The organism is Streptomyces sp. Ncost-T10-10d (assembly GCF_900091955.1).
Taxonomy (GTDB): domain Bacteria; phylum Actinomycetota; class Actinomycetes; order Streptomycetales; family Streptomycetaceae; genus Streptomyces.
Genome location: NZ_FMDF01000138.1, coordinates 103,049 through 124,128, shown reverse-complemented (window position 1 = coordinate 124,128; position 21,080 = coordinate 103,049). Strand labels below are relative to the sequence as shown.

The following is a 21,080-nucleotide window of genomic DNA, read 5'->3' as shown; positions in this document are numbered from 1 at the left end:
GGAAATCGTTCCGGCAGATGAAGCCAGTCATCGGCCGCATCAAGCCCGTCCGGCGTTCGAGGACAAAGCCTCACCCCGGTCCGGGGCACCCGCAAAACCCGGGCACCCCGGCCGGAGGCGAATCAGTACTGCTCGGTCTCCACGAAACCGGCGTCCGCGTCGTCATCCGCGCCGAACGCGTCGGCCGCGGCCGTCGGGTCGAATCCGGGCGGGCTGTCCTTGAGCGCCAGGCCCATACCGGCCAGCTTCGCCTTGACCTCGTCGATCGACTTCGCACCGAAGTTGCGGATGTCGAGCAGGTCGGCCTCGGAACGAGCCACGAGCTCACCCACGGAGTGGATGCCCTCGCGCTTGAGGCAGTTGTACGAACGGACCGTGAGCTCGAGCTCCTCGATCGGCAGCGCCAGATCGGCAGCGAGCGCGGCGTCCGTCGGGGACGGGCCCATGTCGATGCCCTCGGCGTCGATGTTGAGCTCGCGCGCCAGACCGAACAGCTCGACCAGGGTCTTACCGGCCGAAGCCATGGCGTCACGGGGACGCATGGCCTGCTTGGTCTCGACGTCGACGATCAGCTTGTCGAAGTCGGTGCGCTGCTCGACACGGGTCGCCTCGACCTTGTACGTGACCTTGAGCACCGGCGAGTAGATGGAGTCGACCGGGATACGGCCGATCTCCTGGCCCACCTGCTTGTTCTGGACGGCGGAGACGTAGCCGCGACCGCGCTCGACGGTCAGCTCCATCTCCAGCTTGCCCTTGCCGTTCAGCGTGGCCAGGACCAGGTCCGGGTTGTGGACCTCGACACCGGCCGGCGGGGCGATGTCAGCAGCGGTGACCAGGCCGGGACCCTGCTTGCGCAGGTACATCACGACCGGCTCGTCGTGCTCCGAGGAGACGACCAGCTGCTTGATGTTGAGGATGAGGTCGGTGACGTCCTCCTTGACACCCGGCACGGTGGTGAACTCGTGCAGGACACCGTCGATCCGGATGCTGGTGACAGCAGCGCCGGGGATCGAGGAGAGGAGCGTACGGCGAAGAGAGTTGCCGAGGGTGTAGCCGAAGCCCGGCTCCAGCGGCTCGATGACGAACCGGGAGCGGAACTCGTCAACGACCTCTTCGGTCAGCGACGGACGCTGAGCGATAAGCATGTTGCGTTCCTTCAGTCGTGGGCGCCCACTATTTGACGCCCCCAGATACTGACAAGGGTACGGGCGGCACGACCCGAAAGAGCCGTACCGCCCGGACCCACGAGCTACTACTTGGAGTAGAGCTCGACGATCAGCTGCTCCTGCACCTGGGTGTCGATCACCTGGCGCTCGGGCAGGGAGTGCACGAGGATCCGCATCGTCGACGGCACGGCTTCGAGCCACGCCGGTACGGTGCGCTCGCCGGCCTCGGCCTGGGCCACCTGGAAGGGGGTCAGGGCCTTGGACTTCTGACGAACCTCGATGACGTCGTTCACAGCGACGCGGGCCGACGGAATGTCGGTCTTCGTGCCGTTCACGGCGATGTGTCCGTGACGCACCAGCTGACGGGCGTGGTCGCGGGACTTGGCGAAGCCTGCCCGGTAGACCACGTTGTCGAGGCGGGTCTCAAGGATGCGCAGAAGGTTCTCACCGGTCTTGCCGGTCTTCTGGTTCGCTTCCTTGTAGTAGTTCACGAACTGTCGTTCAAGAACACCGTAGATCCGCGAGCACTTCTGCTTCTCACGAAGCTGAAGAAGGTACTCGCTGTCCTTGGTGCGCCCGCGTCCGTGCTCACCCGGGGGGTAAGGACGGATCTCGATCGGGCACTTCGCGCTCTCGCACTTGCTGCCCTTGAGGAACAGCTTCTGCTTCTCCCGACGGCAACGCTTGCAGTCGGCCCCGGTGTATCGCGCCATTTTCCAGTTGTCTCCGTTGCTTCAGACGGAATCAGACGCGGCGACGCTTGGGCGGCCGGCATCCGTTGTGCGGAGTGGGGGTGACGTCCTGGATCGAACCGACCTCCAGGCCGGTGGCCTGGAGCGAACGGATCGCGGTCTCGCGGCCGGAGCCCGGACCCTTGACGAAGACGTCAACCTTGCGCATGCCGTGCTCCTGCGCGCGGCGGGCGGCCGACTCGGCGGCCATCTGCGCGGCGAAGGGGGTGGACTTGCGCGAGCCCTTGAAGCCGACGTGGCCGGCGGAGGCCCAGGAGATCACGTTGCCCGAGGGGTCCGTGATCGAGACGATCGTGTTGTTGAACGTGCTCTTGATGTGCGCGTGGCCGTGAGCGACGTTCTTCTTTTCCTTGCGACGCACCTTCTTGGCTGCGCCCTGACGACCCTTGGGGGGCATGTCTTGACTCCAGATGGAGAGGGGAGGTGATCGGTCCTACAGCGAAGACCGCTGGTTGCTGCGGATGGCCGGTGGCCCGGATGCCCGCAGTGCGTCCGCTGAGGACTACTTCTTGCCCGGCTTCTTCTTACCGGCGATCGCGCGACGCGGGCCCTTGCGGGTACGAGCGTTCGTGCTGGTGCGCTGGCCGTGGACCGGCAGGCCGCGGCGGTGACGCAGGCCCTGGTAGCAGCCGATCTCGACCTTGCGGCGGATGTCGGCCTGGATCTCGCGACGGAGGTCACCCTCGGTGCGGAGGTTGGCGTCCACGTACTCGCGGATCTTGACCAGGTCCTCTTCGGCCAGGTCGCGAACGCGGGTGTTCGGGTTCACGCCAGTGGTGGCGAGAATCTCCTTGGACCGGGTGCGCCCGATACCGAAGACGTAGGTGAGGGCAACCTCCACGCGCTTTTCGCGCGGGATGTCAACACCTGAAACGCGTGCCATTCAATGGCTCCAGTTGTTATTTCGGGGGTCTTCCGCAGTGCCACTCCCGATCGCCGACCTCTCGTGACGAGAGGTGGTACGCCCGGGTCCCCGGCCCCCGCCGGAGGTGTCGTCAGCCGAAGCTTGGACGGACTCTGCGTATGTACGTATTACGTGCGTCGCGCGAAGTGCTGCGAGATGCAGGGGGTCGTGCGTCAGCCCTGGCGCTGCTTGTGGCGCAGGTTGTCGCAGATGACCATGACCCGACCGTGACGGCGGATCACCTTGCACTTGTCGCAGATCTTCTTGACGCTCGGCTTGACCTTCATGGGATGTCAGGTTCTCCGGGTCAGTGCCATCACCCCGCCGAAGCGAGGTGCGGGCAAGATCTACTTGTAGCGGTAGACGATCCGGCCACGCGTCAGGTCGTACGGAGAGAGCTCCACGACGACCCGGTCATCCGGAAGGATTCGGATGTAGTGCATCCGCATCTTGCCGCTGATGTGCGCGAGGACCTTGTGACCGTTCTGGAGTTCCACCTTGAACATGGCGTTCGGGAGGGACTCGATCACGGTGCCCTCAATTTCGATGGCACCTTGCTTCTTGGCCACGCTTCGCCTTTCGAATCGGCTACCTTGATCGGCCTTCGGTATCGCGTGTGGACATGTGGACACACGGATGCACGAGAGCCGACGAGTCAGTCTACGTCAGCGGACCCCAAAAGACGAATCCGTCAAGTTTGCCCACCCCGGGAGATCCTTAGACCTCCACAAGGGGGTCAAATCGGCCTACGGGGCCTTCCCCGGTCCCTGAAGATCTCGGGGAAGGGCCCGGGCGCCGCCTCGATCCCGGCCCCTCCGCCGGGCGAGCGATCAGCCGATGGGGTCTCCCCTGGTTCTTAAGAATTCGGGCAAGGGTCCGGCGCCGCCTCGATCCCGTACTGGGCCAGCTTTGCCTTGCCGCAGTCGGGGGCCGTCAGGACCAGCGGGCCCTGCTCGGTGAGGGCGATCGAGTGCTCCCAGTGGGAGGACCAGGTGCCGTCCGTCGTGATCACGGTCCAGTCGTCCTGGAGCACCTCGGTCTGCGCCGTACCGAGGGAGACCATCGGCTCGATGGCCAGGCAGACGCCCGGCACGAGCTTGATGCCCTTGCCCCGCTTCCGGGAGACGTAGTTCAGCAGGTGCGGGTCCATGTGCATCTCGGTGCCGATGCCGTGGCCGCCGTAGTCCTCGATGATCCCGTACTTACCGGTGGCCGGACGCGGCTGGCGGCGGATGTAGGACTCGATCGCCTTCGAGACGTCGACGAGGCGGTTGTTCACCTTCATCGCGGCGATACCGGCCCACATGGACTCCTCGGTGACCCGGGAGAGCTCGATCAGCTCCGGAGCGTGACCGGTGCCCACGAAGGCCGTGTACGCGGCGTCGCCGTGCCAGCCGTCGACGATCGCGCCGGCATCGATGGAGATGATGTCGCCGTCCTTGAGGACGGTCTTGTCGTCCGGGATGCCATGGACGACGACCTCGTTGACCGAGGTGCAGATGGTGGCGGGGAACCCGCCGTACCCGAGGAAGTTCGACTTCGCACCGTGATCGGCGATCACCTTGCGGGCCACGCGGTCCAGGTCCAGGGTGGTGGCGCCGGGCACCGCCGCCTCGCGGGTGGCGGCGTGAATGGCAGCGACCACCAGCCCCGCCTCACGCATCTTCGCGATCTGCTCGGGGGTCTTGATCTGCACCATTGCGCGGCGCCTCTCTGCATCGAACTGCATCGAACGGTGACGGGGTGCGGCGTACTCAACGATACGGCGCAAACAGTCGGCCGCGGCGCCCATGGACGCCGCGGCCGACTGTACGAGTACTGCGGGGTCTGCCCCTCAGGCCTTCTCGGACCCGAGAGCCTCCATCGCCCGCTCGGTCACCTCGGTGACCTTGCCGAGCGCGGAGATGGTGACCACCAGGTTCTGGGCCCGGTAGTAGTCGATGATCGGCTCGGTCTGCGTGTGGTAGACCTCCAGCCGAGTGCGGACCGTCTCCTCGGAGTCGTCATCGCGCTGGTACAGCTCGCCGCCGCAGGTGTCGCAGACGCCTTCGGCCTTCGGCGGGTTGTACGTCACGTGGAAGACGTGCGCGCTGTCGTTGCGGCAGATCCGGCGACCCGCGATCCGCTTGACGACCTCGTCCTCGGGGACCTCCAGGTCGAGAACCGCGTCCAGCTTCACGCCCTCGTCCTTGAGCATCGCGTCAAGAGCCTCGGCCTGACCCACATTGCGCGGGAAGCCGTCCAGCAGGAAGCCGTTCACGGCGTCCGACTGGGACATGCGGTCCTTGGCCATCGCGATGGTGACCTCGTCCGGCACCAGCTGCCCCGCGTCCATGTAGGCGCGGGCCTGCTTGCCAAGGTCGGTGCCCTGGCTGATGTTGGCGCGGAAGAGATCGCCCGTGGAGATGTGCGGAATCGACAGGTTCTTGGCAAGGTACGCAGCCTGCGTTCCCTTGCCGGCACCGGGCGGCCCGACGAGGACGATTCGCATCAGCGGAGGAACCCTTCGTAATTGCGCTGCTGGAGCTGACTCTCGATCTGCTTCACGGTCTCCAGCCCCACACCCACGATGATCAGGATGCTCGTCCCGCCGAACGGGAAGTTGGCGTTCGCACCACCGAAGCCGGCCAACGCCATCGTCGGCACAAGAGCGATCAGACCCAAGTACAGCGAGCCCGGCCAAGTGATCCTGTTGAGCACGTAGCTCAGGTACTCGGCAGTAGGTCGACCAGCCCGGATACCCGGGATGAACCCACCATACTTCTTCATGTTGTCGGCGACTTCCTCGGGGTTGAACGAAATCGCCACATAGAAGAAGGCGAAGAAGACAATCAACAGGAAGTACGCCGTGATGTAGTACGGGTGGTCGCCCTTGACGAAGTTGTCCTTGATCCAGGTCGCCCATCCCGCGGTGGAGTTGGAGAACTGGACGATCAGGGCTGGGATGTAGAGCAGCGAAGAAGCGAAGATGACGGGAATCACACCCGCCTGATTCACCTTCAGCGGAATGTACGTCGAGGTACCGCCGTACGACCTGCGGCCGATCATGCGCTTCGCGTACTGCACCGGGATACGGCGCTGGGCCTGCTCGACGAAGACGACGAGGCCCACCATCACGAAGCCGATCAGGATGACGGTGCCGAACTCGATCCAGCCGTCGGCCAGCTTGCCGCTGGTCTTGATGGCCCACAGGGCGCCGGGGAAGCTGGCGGCGATCGAGATGAACATCAGGATCGACATGCCGTTGCCGATGCCGCGGTCGGTGATGAGCTCACCGAGCCACATGACGGCCGCGGTGCCCGCGGTCATCGTGATCACCATGACGATGGTCGTGAAGATCGACTGGTTCGGCACGATCTGGTCGGCGACCGGGCAGCCGCTGAACAGCGCGCCACTGGTGGCGGTGGCCACCAGGCCGGTGCCCTGGAGGATGGCGAGCGCGACGGTCAGATAACGCGTGTACTGCGTGATCTTGGCCTGGCCGGACTGCCCCTCCTTCTTGAGCGCCTCGAGTCGGGGAATCACCACGGTCAGCAGCTGAAGAATGATGCTGGCCGTGATGTACGGCATGATGCCGAGCGCGAAGATCGTGATCTGCAGCAGTGCACCACCGCTGAACATGTTCACCAGGCCGAAGAGGCTGTTGTTGCCCTTGCTGGCCTGATCAACACAGGTCTGGACGTTCTCGTAGCTCACTCCCGGTACGGGGATGTGTGCCCCGAGCCGGTAGATCACGATGATGCCGAGCGTGAAGAGCAGCTTCTTGCGCAGGTCGGGCGTCTTGAACGCCCGGGCGAACGCGGTGAGCACGGTGCCTCCTGCGACCCCCGCGCAATGCGAAGAGGTGACGGTCTTGAGGATCGACGAATACGTAACAGTCAAAAGTCCCCGGGCGGGTGCCCGAGGGGTTACCACACAACAACGCACGCCACCTTACCGGCGACCATGCCCACCTAGGAACGACCAACCGGGGATGCCCCAAATGAGAGGCATCCCCGGTCGGATGTTCAGGCCATCGAGTTGTCTCAGACGAGCTCGGTGACGGTGCCGCCGGCGGCGGCAATCTTCTCCTTGGCGGAGCCGGAGACGGCGTCAACCGAAACCTGCAGTGCCACGGAGATCTCGCCCTGTCCGAGGACCTTGACGAGGTGGTTGTTGCGCACCGCACCCTTGGCGACCAGGTCGGCCACGGTGACCTCTCCACCCTCGGGGTAGAGCGTCGCGAGCTTGTCCAGGTTCACGACCTGGTACTCGGTGCGGAACGGGTTCTTGAAGCCCTTGAGCTTCGGGAGGCGCATGTGGAGGGGCATCTGCCCACCCTCGAAGCGCTCCGGAACCTGGTAACGGGCCTTGGTGCCCTTGGTGCCACGACCGGCGGTCTTACCCTTGGACGCCTCACCACGACCCACACGGGTCTTGGCGGTCTTGGCGCCCGGGGCGGGCCGGAGGTCATGGGCCTTCAGCGGCTTGTTCTCCGCCATGTCAGTCGACCTCCTCAACCGTCACGAGGTGGCGGACGGTGTGAGCCATGCCGCGGAACTCGGGACGGTCCTCCTTGACAACCACGTCGTTCAGGCGCTTGAGCCCGAGCGAACGAAGGGTGTCGCGGTGGTTCTGCTTGCTGCCGATGTACGACTTCGTCTGCGTGATCTTGAGGCGAGCCATTACGCACCCGCTCCCGCACGTGCACGAAGCAGAGCCGCGGGGGCGACGTCCTCGAGGGGCAGACCACGGCGAGCCGCGATCTCCTCGGGACGCTGCAGGCCCTTGAGGGCCGCCACGGTCGCGTGCACGATGTTGATCGCGTTGTCGGAGCCGAGCGACTTCGACAGGATGTCGTGAACGCCGGCGCACTCCAGAACGGCGCGCACCGGGCCACCGGCGATAACACCGGTACCGGGGGAAGCAGGCTTCAGCAGGACGACGCCCGCAGCCTTCTCGCCCTGGATCGGGTGAGGAATGGTGCCCTGGATACGCGGAACCTTGAAGAAGTTCTTCTTGGCTTCTTCCACGCCCTTGGCAATGGCCGCGGGAACTTCCTTGGCCTTGCCGTAGCCGACACCGACGGTGCCGTCACCATCGCCCACCACGACCAGCGCGGTGAAGCTGAAGCGACGACCACCCTTCACAACCTTGGCGACGCGGTTGATCGCGACAACGCGCTCAACGTACGCGGTCTTCTCGGCGGCAGCTGCGCCGCCGTCACGGCCCTTCCGGTCCCGCCGCTCGCCGCCACCGGCACCGCTTCCGCGGCGCTGGGGTCCAGCCATTGGATTTACCTCTCTCTGTTACGTCCGCTGTGCGTAGGAACCGGGGCTTAGAACTTCAGCCCGGCTTCACGGGCGGCGTCAGCCAGAGCGGCAATCCGCCCGGCGTACTGGTTACCACCGCGGTCAAACACGACGGCCTCGACGCCTGCGGCCTTGGCACGCTCAGCGACCAGGGCGCCGACCTGCTTGGCCTGGGTGCTCTTGTCGCCCTCGCCACCACGGATGGAAGCGTCCAGGGTCGACGCCGACGCGAGCGTGTGGCCCGCGATGTCGTCGATGACCTGAGCCACCATGTGGCGGTTGGACCGCGTCACGACCAAGCGCGGACGCTCCGGCGAACCGGAGATGTGCTTGCGGACGCGGATGTGGCGACGCTTGAGGGCGGCACGCTTGTAGGCGTCGCCCTTGGCGATCTTCACGCCGTATGCCATGGCTACTTACCAGCCTTTCCGACCTTGCGGCGGATGACCTCGCCGGCGTACTTGACGCCCTTGGCCTTGTACGGGTCAGGCTTCCGCAGCTTGCGGATCTTGGCCGCGGTCTCGCCGACCTTCTGCTTGTCGATGCCCTCGACGGAGAACTTCGTGGGGGACTCCACCTTGAAGGTGATGCCCTCCGGGGCCTCGATCAGGATCGGGTGGCTGTAGCCCAGGGCGAACTCCAGGTTGGAGCCCTTCGCCTGGACGCGGTAACCGACACCACTGATCTCGAGCGCCTTGGTGTATCCCTGGGTCACACCGGTGATCATGTTCGCCACCAGCGTGCGGGACAGGCCGTGAAGGGCCTTGTTCTGACGCTCGTCGTTCGGGCGGACGACGTTCAGGACGCCGTCCTCACCCTTGGTGACCTCGATCGGCGACGCCACGGTGTGCGTGAGGGTGCCCTTGGGGCCCTTCACCGCGACCGTGCGGCCATCGATGGTGACGTCCACACCGGCGGGAACCTGGATGGGGAGCTTGCCGATTCGCGACATGAGCTATTCCTCCGTTCCCGACTACCAGACGTAGGCGAGGACTTCCCCACCTACGCCCTTCTTGCTGGCCTGCTGGCCGGTCAGGAGACCGTGGGACGTGGAGATGATCGCCACGCCCAGGCCGCCGAGGACCTTCGGCAGGTTGGTGGACTTTGCGTACACACGCAGACCCGGCTTCGAGATGCGCTTGATGCCGGCGATCGAACGCTCGCGGTTCGGGCCGAACTTCAGCTCCAGGACGAGGTTCTTGCCGACCTCGGCGTCCTCGACCTTCCAGCCGGTGATGAAGCCCTCCTGCTGGAGGATCTCCGCGATGTGCGACTTGATCTTGCTGTGCGGCATCACGACGGAGTCGTGGTATGCCGAGTTCGCGTTACGCAGACGCGTGAGCATGTCTGCGATGGGATCAGTCATGGTCATGAATTGGCCTTCGGCCTCTCTCGCCGGGGTTTCCTGTATGCGCCATCCCTCTCCCCACTCAGAGGCAGGACGGGTGCGGTGCGGGGACCTACGGCGTAGTAAGTCGGTCTTGGGCGGCAGGCGCCCAACCCCACAAGCCTACGGCATGTGAGGGCGGGCTCCTGCCGACCAGATGCTTACCGAGAGCTTCCGTCAATTCCCAACGCCCGAAGGGCGAAGGAGAATTACCAGGAGCTCTTGGTCACGCCCGGCAGCTCGCCACGGTGAGCCATCTCACGAAGGCACACGCGGCACAGGCCGAACTTGCGGTAGACGGAGTGGGGCCGGCCGCAGCGCTGGCAGCGGGTGTACCCGCGAACGCCGAACTTCGGCTTACGGGCGGCCTTAGCGATCAGAGCCTTCTTCGCCACGGTCAGTTCTCCTTGAACGGGAAGCCGAGGTGACGAAGGAGGGCACGACCCTCGTCGTCATTGGTCGCCGTGGTGACCACGGTGATGTCCATGCCCCGGACCCGGTCGATCTTGTCCTGGTCGATCTCGTGGAACATGACCTGCTCCGTGAGACCGAAGGTGTAGTTGCCACGGCCGTCGAACTGCTTCGGCGACAGGCCACGGAAGTCACGGATACGCGGCAGCGCGAGCGACAGCGTACGGTCCAGGAACTCCCACATCCGGTCACCACGAAGGGTGACGTGGCAGCCGATCGGCTGACCCTCACGCAGCTTGAACTGCGCGATGGACTTGCGGGCCTTGGTGACAGCCGGCTTCTGGCCGGTGATCGTGGTGAGGTCGCGCACGGCGCCATCGATCAGCTTGGAGTCGCGGGCGGCGTCGCCCACACCCATGTTGACCACGATCTTGACCAGGCCGGGGATCTGCATGACGTTCTCGAACGAGAACTCCTCACGCAGCTTGCCGGCGATTTCCTCGCGGTACTTCGTCTTCAGACGCGGAGTGGTGGTGGTAGCCATCAGATGTCCTCACCCGTCCGCTTGGCAACGCGGATCTTGTTGCCTTCGTCGTCGAAGCGGTAACCGACGCGCGTGACGACCTTGTTGCCGTCCTTCTCCACGACGAGCTGAACGTTGCTCACGTGGATGGGGGCTTCGGTCGTGACGATGCCACCGGTCTGCGAACCACGAGCGGTCTGACCGGCCTTGGTGTGCTTCTTGACCCGGTTGACACCCTCGACGAGGACGCGGTCCTGAGCGGGGTAGGCCACGATGACCTTGCCCTGCTTGCCCTTGTCCTTACCGGTGATGACCTGAACCAGGTCGCCCTTCTTGATCTTCATGCTTACAGCACCTCCGGCGCGAGCGAGATGATCTTCATGAACTTCTTCTCGCGCAGCTCACGGCCCACCGGGCCGAAGATACGGGTGCCGCGGGGGTCGCCGTCGTTCTTCAGAATGACGGCGGCGTTCTCGTCGAAGCGGATGTACGAGCCATCCTGACGACGACGCTCCTTGACGGTGCGAACGATGACGGCCTTGACGACGTCACCCTTCTTCACGTTGCCACCGGGGATCGCGTCCTTGACGGTGGCGACGATGACGTCACCGATGCCCGCGTAGCGGCGACCCGAACCACCGAGAACACGGATGGTGAGGATTTCCTTCGCACCCGTGTTGTCGGCGACGCGAAGTCGCGACTCCTGCTGGATCACGTCTATCTCCTGATCGTCTGCCGGTTCCCGGCGGGGGCCACTCCGTTACCGGAGCGGACCCCCACCGAGCCTGGCGGAACTTGCCTGAGGGGAATGCCCCTCAGGAATTACTTGGCCTTCTCGAGGATCTCGACGACGCGCCACCGCTTCGTGGCGGACAGCGGCCGGGTCTCCATCAGGAGGACGCGGTCGCCGACGCCTGCGGCGTTCTGCTCGTCGTGCGCCTTGAGCTTGTTCGTACGGCGGATGACCTTGCCGTACAGCGCGTGCTTGACACGGTCCTCGACAGCGACGACGACGGTCTTGTCCATCTTGTCGCTGACGACCAGACCCTCGCGGGTCTTGCGGAAACCGCGGTCGGTGTTCGTCTCAGTCACAGTCTTCTCGCTCATCAGACGCTCTCCACCGTCTCGATGCCCAGCTCGCGCTCGCGCATCAGGGTGTAGATCCGGGCGATGTCCTTACGGACGGACTTGAGCCGGCCGTGGTTCTCGAGCTGTCCGGTCGCCGCCTGGAAGCGGAGGTTGAACAGCTCTTCCTTGGCCTCGCGGAGCTTGTTGAGCAGCTCCTCGTTGCCCAGCTCGCGCAGCTCGGACGCCTTGGTTCCGGCCGACATCACGCCTCACCTGCCTCGCGCCGAACGATGCGGCACTTCATCGGAAGCTTGTGAGCAGCGCGGGTAAGCGCCTCACGAGCAATCTTCTCGTTCGGGTAGGACAGCTCGAACATCACCCGACCCGGCTTGACGTTCGCGATCCACCACTCGGGAGAACCCTTACCGGAACCCATGCGGGTCTCGGCGGGCTTCTTCGTCAGGGGACGGTCCGGGTAGATGTTGATCCAGACCTTGCCGCCACGCTTGATGTGACGGGTCATCGCGATACGAGCTGCCTCGATCTGACGGTTCGTCACATACGCCGGGGTCAGCGCCTGGATGCCGTACTCGCCGAACGCAACCTGCGTGCCACCCTTGGACATACCGCTGCGCTTCGGGTGGTGCTGCTTGCGGTGCTTGACCCTACGGGGGATCAGCATTTCGGTCAGGCCTCCGTTCCGGTGCTCTCAGCCGGAGCAGCGGCGGCGGGAGCGTCGGCCTTGGGGGCCTCGGCTGCCGGCGCGGACTGCTGCGGCTTGCGACCGCGACCGCCACGCTCGCCACCGCGGCCACCACGGCCGGCCGGGCGGTCAGCGCCGCCACGGGCCGGGCGGTTGCCAGCGCGGGCAGCAGCGTTCTCGGCGCGGACCTCGGCGATGTTCTTGACGTCGCCCTTGTAGATCCAGACCTTCACACCGATGCGGCCGAAGGTCGTCTTGGCCTCGAAGAAGCCGTAGTCGACGTTCGCGCGGAGCGTGTGCAGGGGCACACGGCCCTCGCGGTAGAACTCCGAGCGGGACATCTCGGCGCCGCCGAGGCGGCCACCGCACTGGATCTTGATGCCCTTGGCGCCGGCCTTCATCGAGCTCTGCATGCTCTTGCGCATGGCACGACGGAAGGAGACGCGGGAGGAGAGCTGCTCGGCGACGGCCTGGGCCACCAGCTGAGCGTCCACCTCGGGGTTCTTGACCTCGAGGATGTTCAGCTGGACCTGCTTGCCGGTCAGCTTCTCCAGCTCGCCACGGATGCGGTCGGCCTCGGCGCCACGGCGACCGATGACGATGCCCGGGCGGGCGGTGTGGATGTCAACGCGGACGCGGTCGCGGGTGCGCTCGATCTCGACCTTCGAGATGCCGGCCCGCTCCATGCCCTTCGTCATCATGCGACGAATGGCGACGTCTTCCTTGACGTAGTCCTTGTACAGCTTGTCGGCGTACCAACGGGACTTGAAGTCCGTGGTAATGCCGAGCCGGAACCCGTGCGGGTTTACCTTCTGGCCCATTACCGGGTTCCTTCCTTGCTGCTGACGACCACGGTGATGTGGCTGGTCCGCTTACGGATCCGGTAGGCACGGCCCTGAGCACGCGGACGGAACCGCTTCAGGGTCGGGCCCTCGTCCACGTACGCCTCGCTGATGACCAGCGAAGAGGCGTCGGTGTGGTCGTAGTTGTGTGCGGCGTTGGCGATGGCGCTGTCCAGCACCTTGCCAACCGGCACGCTCGCGGCCTGCGGGGCGAAACGCAGGACCGCCTGAGCCTCCGTGGCGTCCATGCCACGGATGAGGTCCACCACGCGGCGGGCCTTCATGGGCGTGACGCGGATGTACCGCGCCTGGGCCCTGGCTTCCATGGTTGTCCCTTCGGTGTAAGTCATAGTCGTTTCCACCCCGCGGTTAGCGGCGCTTCGACTTCCGGTCGTCCTTGACGTGGCCGCGGAAGGTGCGAGTCGGCGAGAACTCGCCGAGCTTGTGGCCGACCATCGACTCGGTGACGAACACCGGGACGTGGATCTTGCCGTTGTGCACCGCGATGGTGTGACCCAGCATGGCCGGGACGATCATCGAGCGACGGGACCAGGTCTTGATGACGTTCTTGGTGCCTGCCTCGTTCTGTACGTCCACCTTCTTGATGAGGTGGCCGTCGACGAAGGGCCCCTTCTTGAGACTGCGCGGCATCTAAACCCGCTCCTAGCGCTTCTTGTTCGTCTTGCGGCGGCGGACGATGTACTTGCTCGATGCCTTCTTCGGCGAGCGAGTACGACCCTCCTTCTGACCCCACGGCGAGACCGGGTGGCGACCACCGGAGGTCTTGCCCTCACCACCACCGTGCGGGTGGTCAACCGGGTTCATCGCGACACCGCGGACGGTCGGGCGAACGCCCTTCCAGCGCATGCGGCCGGCCTTGCCCCAGTTGATGTTCGACTGCTCGGCGTTGCCGACCTCGCCGATCGTGGCGCGGCAGCGGGCGTCGACCAGGCGGATTTCACCCGACGGCATACGAAGGTGGGCCATGGTGCCCTCCTTCGCCAGCAGCTGCACGGAGGCACCCGCGGAACGGGCGAACTTCGCGCCGCCGCCGGGCCGCAGCTCGATGGCGTGGATGGTCGTACCGACCGGGATGTTGCGCAGCGCCAGGTTGTTGCCGGGCTTGATGTCGGCGGCCGGGCCGTTCTCGACACGGTCGCCCTGCGTCAGGCCACGCGGCGCGATGATGTAGCGCTTCTCGCCGTCCGCGTAGTGCAGGAGTGCGATGCGCGCGGTGCGGTTGGGGTCGTACTCGATGTGCGCGACCTTGGCCGGCACGCCGTCCTTGTCGTGACGACGGAAGTCGATCACTCGGTAGGCGCGCTTGTGGCCACCGCCCTGGTGGCGAACGGTCACACGACCGGCGTTGTTACGGCCGCCCTTGCTGTGCAGGGGGCGGACCAGCGACTTCTCCGGCGTGGACCGCGTGATCTCGACAAAGTCGGCGACGCTGGAGCCACGACGGCCCGGGGTCGTCGGCTTGTACTTGCGGATACCCATTTCTCAGTCCTCGTCCGATTCCGGACGATCCAGACCGCCCTTAGGCGGTCGGACCGCCGAAGATGTCGATACGGTCGCCCTCGGCGAGGGTCACGATGGCGCGCTTGGTGTCAGCGCGCTTGCCGAAACCGGTCTTGGTGCGCTTGCGCTTACCCTGCCGGTTGATCGTGTTGACCCCGGTGACCTTGACCGAGAAGACCGCTTCCACGGCCTGCTTGATCTGGGTCTTGTTGGAGCCGGGCGCGACGATGAACGTGTACTTGTTCTCGTCGAGCAGCGCGTAGCTCTTCTCGGAAACAACCGGCTTGACGAGAACGTCGCGCGGGTCCGAGTAGGTCTTGCTGGTAACGGTCGCCTCGCTCATCAGGCGTCGCTCCCTTCGGTCTCAGCGGTCTGGGGGCCAGACACGAAGGACTCGAAGGCGGCCTGGGTGAAGACCACGTCGTCAGAGACGATCACGTCGTACGTGTTCAGCTGGCCCGGCTCCAGGATGTGCACCTGGGGCAGGTTGCGGGCGGACAGCCACGCGGCCTCGTCGGCGCGGTCGACGACCAGGAGCAGGTTCTTGCGCTCCGAGATCTTGCCGAACAGCGTCTTCGCGGCCTTCGTGGAGACTGCACCGTCGACCACGCCGGTGACGACGTGGATGCGGGAGTGGCGCGCCCGGTCGGAGAGGGCACCGCGCAGGGCGGCGGCCTTCATCTTCTTCGGGGTCCGCTGCGAGTAGTCACGCGGCTGCGGGCCGTGGACGACGCCACCGCCGGCGAACTGCGGCGCACGGGTCGAACCCTGGCGCGCGCGGCCGGTGCCCTTCTGGCGGTACGGCTTGCGGCCACCGCCACGGACTTCGCCGCGGGTCTTGGTCTTGTGCGTGCCCTGACGGGCAGCTGCCAGCTGTGCGACGACGACCTGGTGGATCAGCGGAACGCTGGTCTTCGCGTCGAAGATCTCCGAGGGGAGCTCGACGGTACCGGCCTTGTCGCCTGCCGGCGAAAGGATGTCAATGGTGCTCATTACCTCAAGCCCCCTTGGCCGCGGTACGGACCAGGACGAGGCCGCCGTTCGGACCGGGGACTGCGCCCTTGATGAGGAGCAGACCCTTCTCCGCGTCAACCGCGTGGATGGTCAGGTTCTGGGTGGTGACACGCTCGTTGCCCATGCGACCCGCCATGCGCATGCCCTTGAAGACACGGCCGGGGGTGGCACAGCCACCGATGGAGCCGGGCATGCGGTGCACACGGTGGGCACCGTGGGACGCCTTGCCACCCTTGAAGTTGTGACGCTTCATCACACCGGCGAAGCCCTTGCCCTTGCTCTTGCCCGTGACGTCGACCTTGACGCCGGACTCGAACACCTCGGCAGTGACCTCCTGGCCCAGCGTGTACTCGCTGGCGTCAGGGGTGCGGAGCTCCACCAAGTGGCGGCGCGGGGTCACGTCGGCCTTGGCGAAGTGGCCCTTGAGGGGCTTGTTCACCTTGCGCGGGTCGATCTCGCCGAAGGCGATCTGGACCGCCTCGTAGCCGTCGCTGTCGTTGGTGCGGACCTGGGTGACGACGCAGGGCCCGGCCTTGACGACGGTCACCGGGACGACCCGGTTGTTCTCGTCCCAGACCTGGGTCATGCCGAGCTTCTCGCCCAGGACGCCCTTAATGTTCTTAGCCATCTCGCGCGTCACCTCAGAGCTTGATCTCGATGTCGACGCCCGCCGGCAGGTCGAGACGCATCAGCGAGTCAACCGTCTTCGGCGTGGGGTCGAGAATGTCGATGAGGCGCTTGTGCGTGCGCATCTCGAAGTGCTCGCGCGAGTCCTTGTACTTGTGCGGCGACTTGATGACGCAGTACACGTTCTTCTCAGTGGGCAGCGGCACCGGGCCCGCGACCGACGCACCAGTGCGGGTCACCGTCTCGACGATCTTCTTCGCCGAGGAGTCGATGACCTCGTGGTCGTAGGCCTTGAGCCGGATGCGGATCTTCTGTCCCGCCATGGCTACTAGTAGTCCTGTCTCTCGTAACGCTCTGGAACCCGGGGGTTCTCAAGACTCCGTCTCCGACCCACGCGGTCGGGCGTGTCGCATCCCCTCTACGCAGATCTCCCGAAGGATTTCCCAACCAAGGGGGTGCGGGCCCGAGGACCGCGAGACCGGGGGCGGAACACCCACCGGGTGCCTGGCCGGTGCCCCACTGACGCTTCCCGGAAGATTCCCGTACGTCCGACCCGCAGGGGGTCGACGAGTACTGTGGGACTCGCTTCCGGTCCTCCCGGCGGGAGGCGCGCAGCATTGACACTCAACCGAGCAACCTGGTCAGTGTGCCATACGGGGTGTGAGCCTGGCCAATCGGGCGGAGGATCTTACCCCGCGTGCTCGCTCGGTCAAACGCGGGCGCGCAGCGGGAGCAGTGCCGGGCACCGCTCATCGTAATTCGGTCGAGCGTCGTACAACCCCACCCCTACAGTGACCGACCGGGCACGCCGTCGTCATCAGGGGCATCGATCATGCGTACGCACTATCCGCGCACCCCGCATCTGCCCTGGTCCCCGGGGGCCGCCTCGGACGACGTACGGATCGCGGACCTCTCCGGGCTGACCGGTCGCGAGATCGTCGTCACCGAGAAGCTGGACGGCGAGAACACCACGCTCTACGCCGACGGTCTCCACGCCCGTTCGCTCGATTCCGCCCATCACCCCTCGCGGGGGTGGGTGAAGGCGCTGCAGGGCCGGATCGGGGCCCGCATACCCGAGGGGTGGCGGGTGTGCGGGGAGAACATGTTCGCGCGCCATTCGATCCCTTACGACGGCCTGGAGAGCTTCTTCTACGGCTTCTCCGTCTGGGACGGGGAGCACTGCCTGGACTGGGACCGGACCGTCGCCTTCCTGCGCGAGCTGGGGATTCCCGTGCCGCCGGTGCTGTGGCGCGGAGTGTTCGACGCGCGGGCCGAGAAGGCGCTGCGGGCGTTGCGGCCGGACACCGGACGGCAGGAGGGGTACGTCGTACGGCCCGCGGGCGGCTTCGACGCGCCGGACTTCGGGCGCCGGGTGACGAAGTGGGTGCGGCCCGGCCATGTACGGACCGATACGCACTGGATGCACGCCTCCGTCGTGGAGAACGGACTCGGCCCGGCCGCCGCCCTGTGGGCCGTACGGTCGGGGGCACCGGTCGACGCGGCGGCACTGGCCGACGCGACGGGCACGGAACCTGGGGACGCCGGGGCTGCTGTCGCGATGGGTGATTCCCTCGACGCGTTGGGCCGGACGGGCGACGACCGGCTGACCGGCGTACTGGCCGCGCTGCTGCACCGCGGACGGCGTACCGAGCTGGCGCCCGCGCTGGCGGGTGCGCTGGGGATGCCATCGGCCCGGCGCATCGCGGATCTCGTCGGACTCCACCCCGCGCTGCATCGCCCGTACCCGGACGAGGAGCGCAGGACCGGCCTGGTCCGGATGTCGTTCGCCGCCGATCTACCGCTGCTCCACGCGCTGGCCGCCGCCGTGGCGGACACCGAAGGGACGCGCGAACAGGTGGAGTGGTCGGCGCTGCACGCACAGGACGTACGGGAACCGGACGGGCTGCACGAGGCATTCGCGGATCTGGAGCCGGCGGCCGCCGACCGCTGCCGGGCGCAGGCACGTGAGGCCTACGCCCTGAGCCGGGTCACCACAGCCGAGGAGGCCGTCGCCGCGACGTGGCGGTGGCGGACCGGGGACTTCCCGCGGCTGGTCCATCTGGTCGGCCCCTCCGGCAGCGGGAAGAGCACCTTCGCGCGCGCTCTGCCCGGTGTCGACACGTATCTCTCGCTCGACGATCTGCGGCTGGCCCGGGGATCGCGCGCCGACCAGAAGGCCAACGGGGAGGTGTTGCGCGAGGGGCTCGACCGGCTGGACACCGCGCTCGCCGCAGGTGGCACGGTCGTCTGGGACGCCACCTCGCTCAACGCGCACCAGCGCTCCCTGGTGCATGCGGTCGCCCGGCGCAGGGACGCGCTGCTCACCCACGCCGTGGCCCTGGTCGACGAGGCGGAACTGATCCGGCGCAACGGACGCCGCACCCACCCGGTGCCCCCTCAGGTGCTGACCTCGCAGCTGCACCGGTTCGTGCCGCCGTACCCCGGCCAGGCGCACCGCACCTGGTACATCGGCGCGAGCGGAACCGTGGAGGACAGGGCGTAGATGCGTACCAGCGAGGAGATCTACCACCGGGTCCGCTGGGACGCCCGGTTCGACCCGGCGCGCTTCGTGATGGGCGTGGCGCAGCGCGGGACCGTGCCCAAGCGGTTGCCGCTGCCCCGGTTCACGCCGGGCGGGGACATTCCCTGGCACCGGGTGCTGTTCTTCGAGGCCGACGGGGAGGTGGTGTGGGACCGGTCCTCGGGCGTGGACCGGATCGACGCGACGGACGCCGGACGGGTACGCACCCCGCGGCGGCTGCCGTCCCCGTACTTCACCTCTCTTACGCCGCACGCGTACCGCGTACCGGAGGCCGCCTGGTCACCCGTGCCCGGGGACGCACCGGCGCCCGCGCGGTCCGCTTCCCTGGCGCTGCTGACCTGGAACACCCTCTGGGACCGCTACGACAGCGACCTCATCGACACCGCCCGGCGGCGGCCACTTCTCCTCGACGCCCTGCGCGCGGCGGACGCGGATGTCATCGCTCTCCAGGAGGCCGAACCCGCTCTGCTCGGCCTGCTGTTGGCCACGCCCTGGGTCCGCGAGAGCTACATCCTCTGGACCGACCCGGCCGGCCGGGATGTTGCCGACTGCGGTCTGCTGCTGCTCAGCAGGGTCCCCGTGCGGGAGGCGGGCCTGCATGTCCTCGGCCCGCACAAGGCGGTCGCCGCCGTGGTCGTGGAGACCGCGGAAGGACCGGTCACGGTCGCCGTCACCCATCTCAGCAGCGACCACTCGGCGAACGGCGCCGCCCGGCGCGATGCCGAACTGGCCGATCTGGCAGCGGGGTTGGCCGCGATCGAGGGCGATGTGATGCTGCTCGGCGACTTCAACGACGGCGGCGACACTCCGCAGGACCGGCTGGGGATGGCGGACGCCTGGAGCCGGGTGCACGGCGCGGGCGACCGGACGCCGACCTTCGATCCGTCCGTCAATCCGCTGGCCGCCGTCTCCTCCCTGACGGGGCGTACGTCCCGGCTGGACCGGGTGCTGGTCCGCTCGGAGCGGCTGCGGCCCGTGTCGGCGGCGCTGCTGGGCGACGTACCGACACCGGACGGGCTGTACGTGTCGGACCACTTCGGGGTACGGGTGGCGCTGACCGGGGCGGCGGAGGACGGATCGGAAGCCGACGCGGCGGAGATCGTCCGCCGGGTGGCCGCGGCCCTGCCCGAGGGCCGCGTCCATCCGGTCGGCTCGCGGCGGATGGGCTGTGCGCTGCCCGGCGCCGATGTGGACCTGGTCGCGGCGCTGCCCGGTGACGGGGATCTCCCGGGGGTACGGGAGCGGCTGTCCGCTGCCCTGCCGCAGGCCGTCGATCTGCGCGAGGTGACCGGTGCGCGCGTACCCGGTCTGCGTTTCTGCCTCGACGGGCTCCGGGTGGACCTGGTGACCGTCGCGACCGGTGGCCTCTCCCCGGACGTGGCGGTCGCCCGCCGTGCCGAACTGGGCGAGGCGGCGGCCACTGCGCTCAGCGCGGTGAGCGACGCGGACGCGGTGCTCGCGGCGGCGGACCCGCACCGGGCCGCGTTCACCCGCCTCGCGCGCGAGGTGAAGGCCTGGGCCCGGGCACGCGGCCTGGACTCCGCACCGTGCGGCGGGCTGCCCGGCCTCGCCTGGTCCGTACTGGCGGCCCGCACCGCCCACGAGGCCGGTGATCTGCCGCCGCTCCCCCTGCTCCGGCACTTCTTCGCGACCTGGGCCGCGTGGGACTGGAACCGGCCGGTCGGCTCCGGGGAGGCGGGCGAACTCCCCCTCACCGTGCCGACCCCGACCGCCCCCGTCCGCTCCTGCACCTCACAGGTCTCCCCCGCGGGCCGCGACCTCATCGCCGAGGAACTCTTCCGCGCCTGGGAGATCCTGGAGTCCGCCGCCGTCTCCGACCCCGTACCCCACGCCCTGCTCTGCGCCCCGCCGCCGCTGCACCTCCGTCACGCCGCCTGGGCGATCGTCTCCGTACGCCCCGGCCCCGACGAGGGGCGGCTGCGCGGCCGTCTCCTCGCCCTGGCCGCCGCCCTCGCCGGGGCGGGCGCCCCGGGCTCCCGTATCTGGCCGCGCCCGCTCACCGCCGACGGTCTGGCGGGATACGCGATCGGCCTGGGCACTACGCCGCCCGACGGGCACCGGCTGGCGGAGATCGGGGCGGAGATTCTGCGCGGCATCCCGGACGCCTCGCTGGCCCGGGTCGAACTGTCCGATCTCCGGACGGCAGGAGACCCGGCGTTCGCCCTCTGACGGACTGGACGACGTCCCCTCGAACAGCGCAACGGCCGCATCGACCGGCACGGCCAGCGGGCGGACCAGCTGGAGGAGCCGCTGCTCCGGCGCGCGTTCGCCGCCCTGCTGCATGCCCGCCGGGCCGCGCTCCCCGCGC

General features: G+C 67.2%; 32 protein-coding genes. 2 read left to right on the top strand and 30 right to left on the bottom strand.

From position 1 onward, the window contains the following. Positions 1 to 122: 122 nt before the first annotated feature. The 30 genes from GA0115254_RS23575 to rpsJ form a co-directional block, all read right to left on the bottom strand. The gene (locus GA0115254_RS23575) at positions 123 to 1,145 is read right to left on the bottom strand and encodes a DNA-directed RNA polymerase subunit alpha (RefSeq protein WP_003966937.1); all 1,023 of its coding nucleotides are present in this window, start codon (positions 1,143 to 1,145) and stop codon (positions 123 to 125) included. A 107-nt stretch (positions 1,146 to 1,252) separates the two neighbouring features. Continuing rightward, positions 1,253 to 1,879 carry a 30S ribosomal protein S4 gene (gene rpsD, locus GA0115254_RS23570; RefSeq protein ID WP_093897256.1) on the bottom strand — a complete coding sequence of 209 codons (627 nt, stop codon included), beginning with the start codon at positions 1,877 to 1,879 and terminating at the stop codon, positions 1,253 to 1,255. Positions 1,880 to 1,910: 31 nt separating this feature from the next. Next, positions 1,911 to 2,315, bottom strand: a complete 405-nt coding sequence (rpsK, locus tag GA0115254_RS23565) for a 30S ribosomal protein S11 (RefSeq protein ID WP_003956432.1) — start codon at positions 2,313 to 2,315, stop codon at positions 1,911 to 1,913. A gap of 105 nt (positions 2,316 to 2,420) precedes the next feature. Further along, entirely contained in the window at positions 2,421 to 2,801 is a 381-nt protein-coding gene (gene rpsM, locus GA0115254_RS23560; protein ID WP_018519286.1) for a 30S ribosomal protein S13, read from the bottom strand. 194 nt (positions 2,802 to 2,995) lie between these two features. Further along, positions 2,996 to 3,109, bottom strand: a complete 114-nt coding sequence (rpmJ, locus tag GA0115254_RS23555) for a 50S ribosomal protein L36 (RefSeq protein ID WP_003956441.1) — start codon at positions 3,107 to 3,109, stop codon at positions 2,996 to 2,998. Positions 3,110 to 3,169: 60 nt separating this feature from the next. Continuing rightward, a complete protein-coding gene (gene infA, locus GA0115254_RS23550) occupies positions 3,170 to 3,391 on the bottom strand; it encodes a translation initiation factor IF-1 (protein WP_003956442.1) in 222 nt (73 codons plus the stop codon). A gap of 287 nt (positions 3,392 to 3,678) precedes the next feature. Continuing rightward, positions 3,679 to 4,521, bottom strand: coding sequence for a type I methionyl aminopeptidase (gene map / locus GA0115254_RS23545; protein ID WP_093897255.1), 843 nt, complete (start codon positions 4,519 to 4,521; stop codon positions 3,679 to 3,681). A gap of 135 nt (positions 4,522 to 4,656) precedes the next feature. Then, entirely contained in the window at positions 4,657 to 5,313 is a 657-nt protein-coding gene (locus tag GA0115254_RS23540; protein WP_093897254.1) for an adenylate kinase, read from the bottom strand. Then, positions 5,313 to 6,632, bottom strand: coding sequence for a preprotein translocase subunit SecY (gene secY, locus GA0115254_RS23535; RefSeq protein WP_093897253.1), 1,320 nt, complete (start codon positions 6,630 to 6,632; stop codon positions 5,313 to 5,315). Before secY ends, GA0115254_RS23540 begins: the two co-directional genes overlap by 1 nt. Positions 6,633 to 6,847: 215 nt before the next feature. Beyond that, a complete protein-coding gene (gene rplO, locus GA0115254_RS23530) occupies positions 6,848 to 7,303 on the bottom strand; it encodes a 50S ribosomal protein L15 (protein ID WP_018550610.1) in 456 nt (151 codons plus the stop codon). 1 nt (position 7,304) lies between these two features. After that, entirely contained in the window at positions 7,305 to 7,487 is a 183-nt protein-coding gene (gene rpmD, locus GA0115254_RS23525) for a 50S ribosomal protein L30 (protein ID WP_030914154.1), read from the bottom strand. Continuing rightward, positions 7,487 to 8,092: a 30S ribosomal protein S5 gene (gene rpsE, locus GA0115254_RS23520; RefSeq protein ID WP_030914151.1), complete on the bottom strand. Its 606-nt coding sequence runs from the start codon at positions 8,090 to 8,092 to the stop codon at positions 7,487 to 7,489. Before rpsE ends, rpmD begins: the two co-directional genes overlap by 1 nt. Before the next feature lie 47 nt (positions 8,093 to 8,139). After that, positions 8,140 to 8,523 (bottom strand): 50S ribosomal protein L18, encoded by a 384-nt coding sequence (gene rplR / locus GA0115254_RS23515; protein ID WP_072485534.1) that lies wholly within the window; start codon positions 8,521 to 8,523, stop codon positions 8,140 to 8,142. A gap of 2 nt (positions 8,524 to 8,525) precedes the next feature. Then, positions 8,526 to 9,065 carry a 50S ribosomal protein L6 gene (gene rplF, locus GA0115254_RS23510; protein WP_093897252.1) on the bottom strand — a complete coding sequence of 180 codons (540 nt, stop codon included), beginning with the start codon at positions 9,063 to 9,065 and terminating at the stop codon, positions 8,526 to 8,528. Positions 9,066 to 9,086: 21 nt separating this feature from the next. Beyond that, positions 9,087 to 9,485 carry a 30S ribosomal protein S8 gene (gene rpsH / locus GA0115254_RS23505; RefSeq protein WP_037688013.1) on the bottom strand — a complete coding sequence of 133 codons (399 nt, stop codon included), beginning with the start codon at positions 9,483 to 9,485 and terminating at the stop codon, positions 9,087 to 9,089. 224 nt (positions 9,486 to 9,709) lie between these two features. Continuing rightward, complete coding sequence (locus tag GA0115254_RS23495; protein ID WP_003948630.1) at positions 9,710 to 9,895, bottom strand: type Z 30S ribosomal protein S14; 186 nt, start codon at positions 9,893 to 9,895, stop codon at positions 9,710 to 9,712. 2 nt (positions 9,896 to 9,897) lie between these two features. Beyond that, positions 9,898 to 10,455, bottom strand: coding sequence for a 50S ribosomal protein L5 (gene rplE, locus GA0115254_RS23490; RefSeq protein ID WP_093897251.1), 558 nt, complete (start codon positions 10,453 to 10,455; stop codon positions 9,898 to 9,900). Continuing rightward, positions 10,455 to 10,778 (bottom strand): 50S ribosomal protein L24, encoded by a 324-nt coding sequence (gene rplX / locus GA0115254_RS23485; protein WP_003966949.1) that lies wholly within the window; start codon positions 10,776 to 10,778, stop codon positions 10,455 to 10,457. The genes rplE and rplX overlap by 1 nt, the downstream gene beginning before the upstream one ends. A gap of 2 nt (positions 10,779 to 10,780) precedes the next feature. Beyond that, positions 10,781 to 11,149: a 50S ribosomal protein L14 gene (gene rplN / locus GA0115254_RS23480; protein WP_003966950.1), complete on the bottom strand. Its 369-nt coding sequence runs from the start codon at positions 11,147 to 11,149 to the stop codon at positions 10,781 to 10,783. Positions 11,150 to 11,256: 107 nt separating this feature from the next. Then, positions 11,257 to 11,541 (bottom strand): 30S ribosomal protein S17, encoded by a 285-nt coding sequence (rpsQ, locus tag GA0115254_RS23475; protein WP_030977953.1) that lies wholly within the window; start codon positions 11,539 to 11,541, stop codon positions 11,257 to 11,259. Beyond that, positions 11,541 to 11,765 carry a 50S ribosomal protein L29 gene (rpmC, locus tag GA0115254_RS23470; RefSeq protein ID WP_014047786.1) on the bottom strand — a complete coding sequence of 75 codons (225 nt, stop codon included), beginning with the start codon at positions 11,763 to 11,765 and terminating at the stop codon, positions 11,541 to 11,543. The genes rpsQ and rpmC overlap by 1 nt, the downstream gene beginning before the upstream one ends. Next, positions 11,765 to 12,184: a 50S ribosomal protein L16 gene (gene rplP / locus GA0115254_RS23465; protein WP_072485538.1), complete on the bottom strand. Its 420-nt coding sequence runs from the start codon at positions 12,182 to 12,184 to the stop codon at positions 11,765 to 11,767. The genes rpmC and rplP overlap by 1 nt, the downstream gene beginning before the upstream one ends. A 5-nt stretch (positions 12,185 to 12,189) precedes the next feature. Then, entirely contained in the window at positions 12,190 to 13,026 is an 837-nt protein-coding gene (rpsC, locus tag GA0115254_RS23460) for a 30S ribosomal protein S3 (protein WP_037688007.1), read from the bottom strand. After that, positions 13,026 to 13,373, bottom strand: coding sequence for a 50S ribosomal protein L22 (rplV, locus tag GA0115254_RS23455; protein ID WP_004571827.1), 348 nt, complete (start codon positions 13,371 to 13,373; stop codon positions 13,026 to 13,028). The genes rpsC and rplV overlap by 1 nt, the downstream gene beginning before the upstream one ends. Before the next feature lie 43 nt (positions 13,374 to 13,416). Further along, positions 13,417 to 13,698, bottom strand: a complete 282-nt coding sequence (gene rpsS, locus GA0115254_RS23450) for a 30S ribosomal protein S19 (protein WP_003966956.1) — start codon at positions 13,696 to 13,698, stop codon at positions 13,417 to 13,419. A 12-nt stretch (positions 13,699 to 13,710) separates the two neighbouring features. Then, entirely contained in the window at positions 13,711 to 14,547 is an 837-nt protein-coding gene (gene rplB, locus GA0115254_RS23445; RefSeq protein WP_093773282.1) for a 50S ribosomal protein L2, read from the bottom strand. Between the two features lie 40 nt (positions 14,548 to 14,587). After that, a complete protein-coding gene (gene rplW, locus GA0115254_RS23440; RefSeq protein WP_093897250.1) occupies positions 14,588 to 14,911 on the bottom strand; it encodes a 50S ribosomal protein L23 in 324 nt (107 codons plus the stop codon). Further along, positions 14,911 to 15,561: a 50S ribosomal protein L4 gene (gene rplD, locus GA0115254_RS23435; RefSeq protein WP_093897249.1), complete on the bottom strand. Its 651-nt coding sequence runs from the start codon at positions 15,559 to 15,561 to the stop codon at positions 14,911 to 14,913. The genes rplW and rplD overlap by 1 nt, the downstream gene beginning before the upstream one ends. A 4-nt stretch (positions 15,562 to 15,565) precedes the next feature. Continuing rightward, on the bottom strand, positions 15,566 to 16,210 hold the full coding sequence (rplC, locus tag GA0115254_RS23430) for a 50S ribosomal protein L3 (protein WP_093897290.1): 645 nt from the start codon (positions 16,208 to 16,210) through the stop codon (positions 15,566 to 15,568). A gap of 13 nt (positions 16,211 to 16,223) precedes the next feature. Beyond that, positions 16,224 to 16,532, bottom strand: coding sequence for a 30S ribosomal protein S10 (gene rpsJ, locus GA0115254_RS23425; protein ID WP_003948644.1), 309 nt, complete (start codon positions 16,530 to 16,532; stop codon positions 16,224 to 16,226). A gap of 509 nt (positions 16,533 to 17,041) precedes the next feature. On the opposite strand from rpsJ, the gene GA0115254_RS23420 reads away from it, so the two are divergent. Both GA0115254_RS23420 and GA0115254_RS23415 read left to right on the top strand, forming a co-directional pair. Then, positions 17,042 to 18,712, top strand: coding sequence for an RNA ligase family protein (locus tag GA0115254_RS23420; protein ID WP_093897248.1), 1,671 nt, complete (start codon positions 17,042 to 17,044; stop codon positions 18,710 to 18,712). Continuing rightward, positions 18,713 to 20,941 carry a poly(A) polymerase gene (locus GA0115254_RS23415; protein WP_093897247.1) on the top strand — a complete coding sequence of 743 codons (2,229 nt, stop codon included), beginning with the start codon at positions 18,713 to 18,715 and terminating at the stop codon, positions 20,939 to 20,941. Positions 20,942 to 21,080: the final 139 nt, after the last annotated feature.

Coding starts and splice junctions, on each gene's coding strand:
- rplW (WP_093897250.1), bottom strand. CDS start 14,911: ATGAGCGAGGCGACCGTTACCAGCAAGACCTACTCGGACCCGCGCGAC.
- rpsC (WP_037688007.1), bottom strand. CDS start 13,026: ATGGGCCAGAAGGTAAACCCGCACGGGTTCCGGCTCGGCATTACCACG.
- rpsH (WP_037688013.1), bottom strand. CDS start 9,485: ATGACCATGACTGATCCCATCGCAGACATGCTCACGCGTCTGCGTAAC.
- GA0115254_RS23575 (WP_003966937.1), bottom strand. CDS start 1,145: ATGCTTATCGCTCAGCGTCCGTCGCTGACCGAAGAGGTCGTTGACGAG.
- rpsS (WP_003966956.1), bottom strand. CDS start 13,698: ATGCCGCGCAGTCTCAAGAAGGGGCCCTTCGTCGACGGCCACCTCATC.
- rplB (WP_093773282.1), bottom strand. CDS start 14,547: ATGGGTATCCGCAAGTACAAGCCGACGACCCCGGGCCGTCGTGGCTCC.
- GA0115254_RS23420 (WP_093897248.1), top strand. CDS start 17,042: ATGCGTACGCACTATCCGCGCACCCCGCATCTGCCCTGGTCCCCGGGG.
- rpsQ (WP_030977953.1), bottom strand. CDS start 11,541: ATGAGCGAGAAGACTGTGACTGAGACGAACACCGACCGCGGTTTCCGC.
- map (WP_093897255.1), bottom strand. CDS start 4,521: ATGGTGCAGATCAAGACCCCCGAGCAGATCGCGAAGATGCGTGAGGCG.
- GA0115254_RS23415 (WP_093897247.1), top strand. CDS start 18,713: ATGCGTACCAGCGAGGAGATCTACCACCGGGTCCGCTGGGACGCCCGG.
- rpsM (WP_018519286.1), bottom strand. CDS start 2,801: ATGGCACGCGTTTCAGGTGTTGACATCCCGCGCGAAAAGCGCGTGGAG.
- rplD (WP_093897249.1), bottom strand. CDS start 15,561: ATGAGCACCATTGACATCCTTTCGCCGGCAGGCGACAAGGCCGGTACC.
- rplE (WP_093897251.1), bottom strand. CDS start 10,455: ATGGCTACCACCACCACTCCGCGTCTGAAGACGAAGTACCGCGAGGAA.
- rplF (WP_093897252.1), bottom strand. CDS start 9,065: ATGTCGCGAATCGGCAAGCTCCCCATCCAGGTTCCCGCCGGTGTGGAC.
- rplC (WP_093897290.1), bottom strand. CDS start 16,210: ATGGCTAAGAACATTAAGGGCGTCCTGGGCGAGAAGCTCGGCATGACC.
- rpmD (WP_030914154.1), bottom strand. CDS start 7,487: ATGGCTCGCCTCAAGATCACGCAGACGAAGTCGTACATCGGCAGCAAG.
- rplO (WP_018550610.1), bottom strand. CDS start 7,303: ATGGCGGAGAACAAGCCGCTGAAGGCCCATGACCTCCGGCCCGCCCCG.
- rpsK (WP_003956432.1), bottom strand. CDS start 2,315: ATGCCCCCCAAGGGTCGTCAGGGCGCAGCCAAGAAGGTGCGTCGCAAG.
- rplX (WP_003966949.1), bottom strand. CDS start 10,778: ATGAAGATCAAGAAGGGCGACCTGGTTCAGGTCATCACCGGTAAGGAC.
- rpmC (WP_014047786.1), bottom strand. CDS start 11,765: ATGTCGGCCGGAACCAAGGCGTCCGAGCTGCGCGAGCTGGGCAACGAG.
- rplR (WP_072485534.1), bottom strand. CDS start 8,523: ATGGCATACGGCGTGAAGATCGCCAAGGGCGACGCCTACAAGCGTGCC.
- rpsE (WP_030914151.1), bottom strand. CDS start 8,092: ATGGCTGGACCCCAGCGCCGCGGAAGCGGTGCCGGTGGCGGCGAGCGG.
- rpsD (WP_093897256.1), bottom strand. CDS start 1,879: ATGGCGCGATACACCGGGGCCGACTGCAAGCGTTGCCGTCGGGAGAAG.
- rplV (WP_004571827.1), bottom strand. CDS start 13,373: ATGGAAGCCAGGGCCCAGGCGCGGTACATCCGCGTCACGCCCATGAAG.
- GA0115254_RS23540 (WP_093897254.1), bottom strand. CDS start 5,313: ATGCGAATCGTCCTCGTCGGGCCGCCCGGTGCCGGCAAGGGAACGCAG.
- rpsJ (WP_003948644.1), bottom strand. CDS start 16,532: ATGGCGGGACAGAAGATCCGCATCCGGCTCAAGGCCTACGACCACGAG.
- rplP (WP_072485538.1), bottom strand. CDS start 12,184: ATGCTGATCCCCCGTAGGGTCAAGCACCGCAAGCAGCACCACCCGAAG.
- rpmJ (WP_003956441.1), bottom strand. CDS start 3,109: ATGAAGGTCAAGCCGAGCGTCAAGAAGATCTGCGACAAGTGCAAGGTG.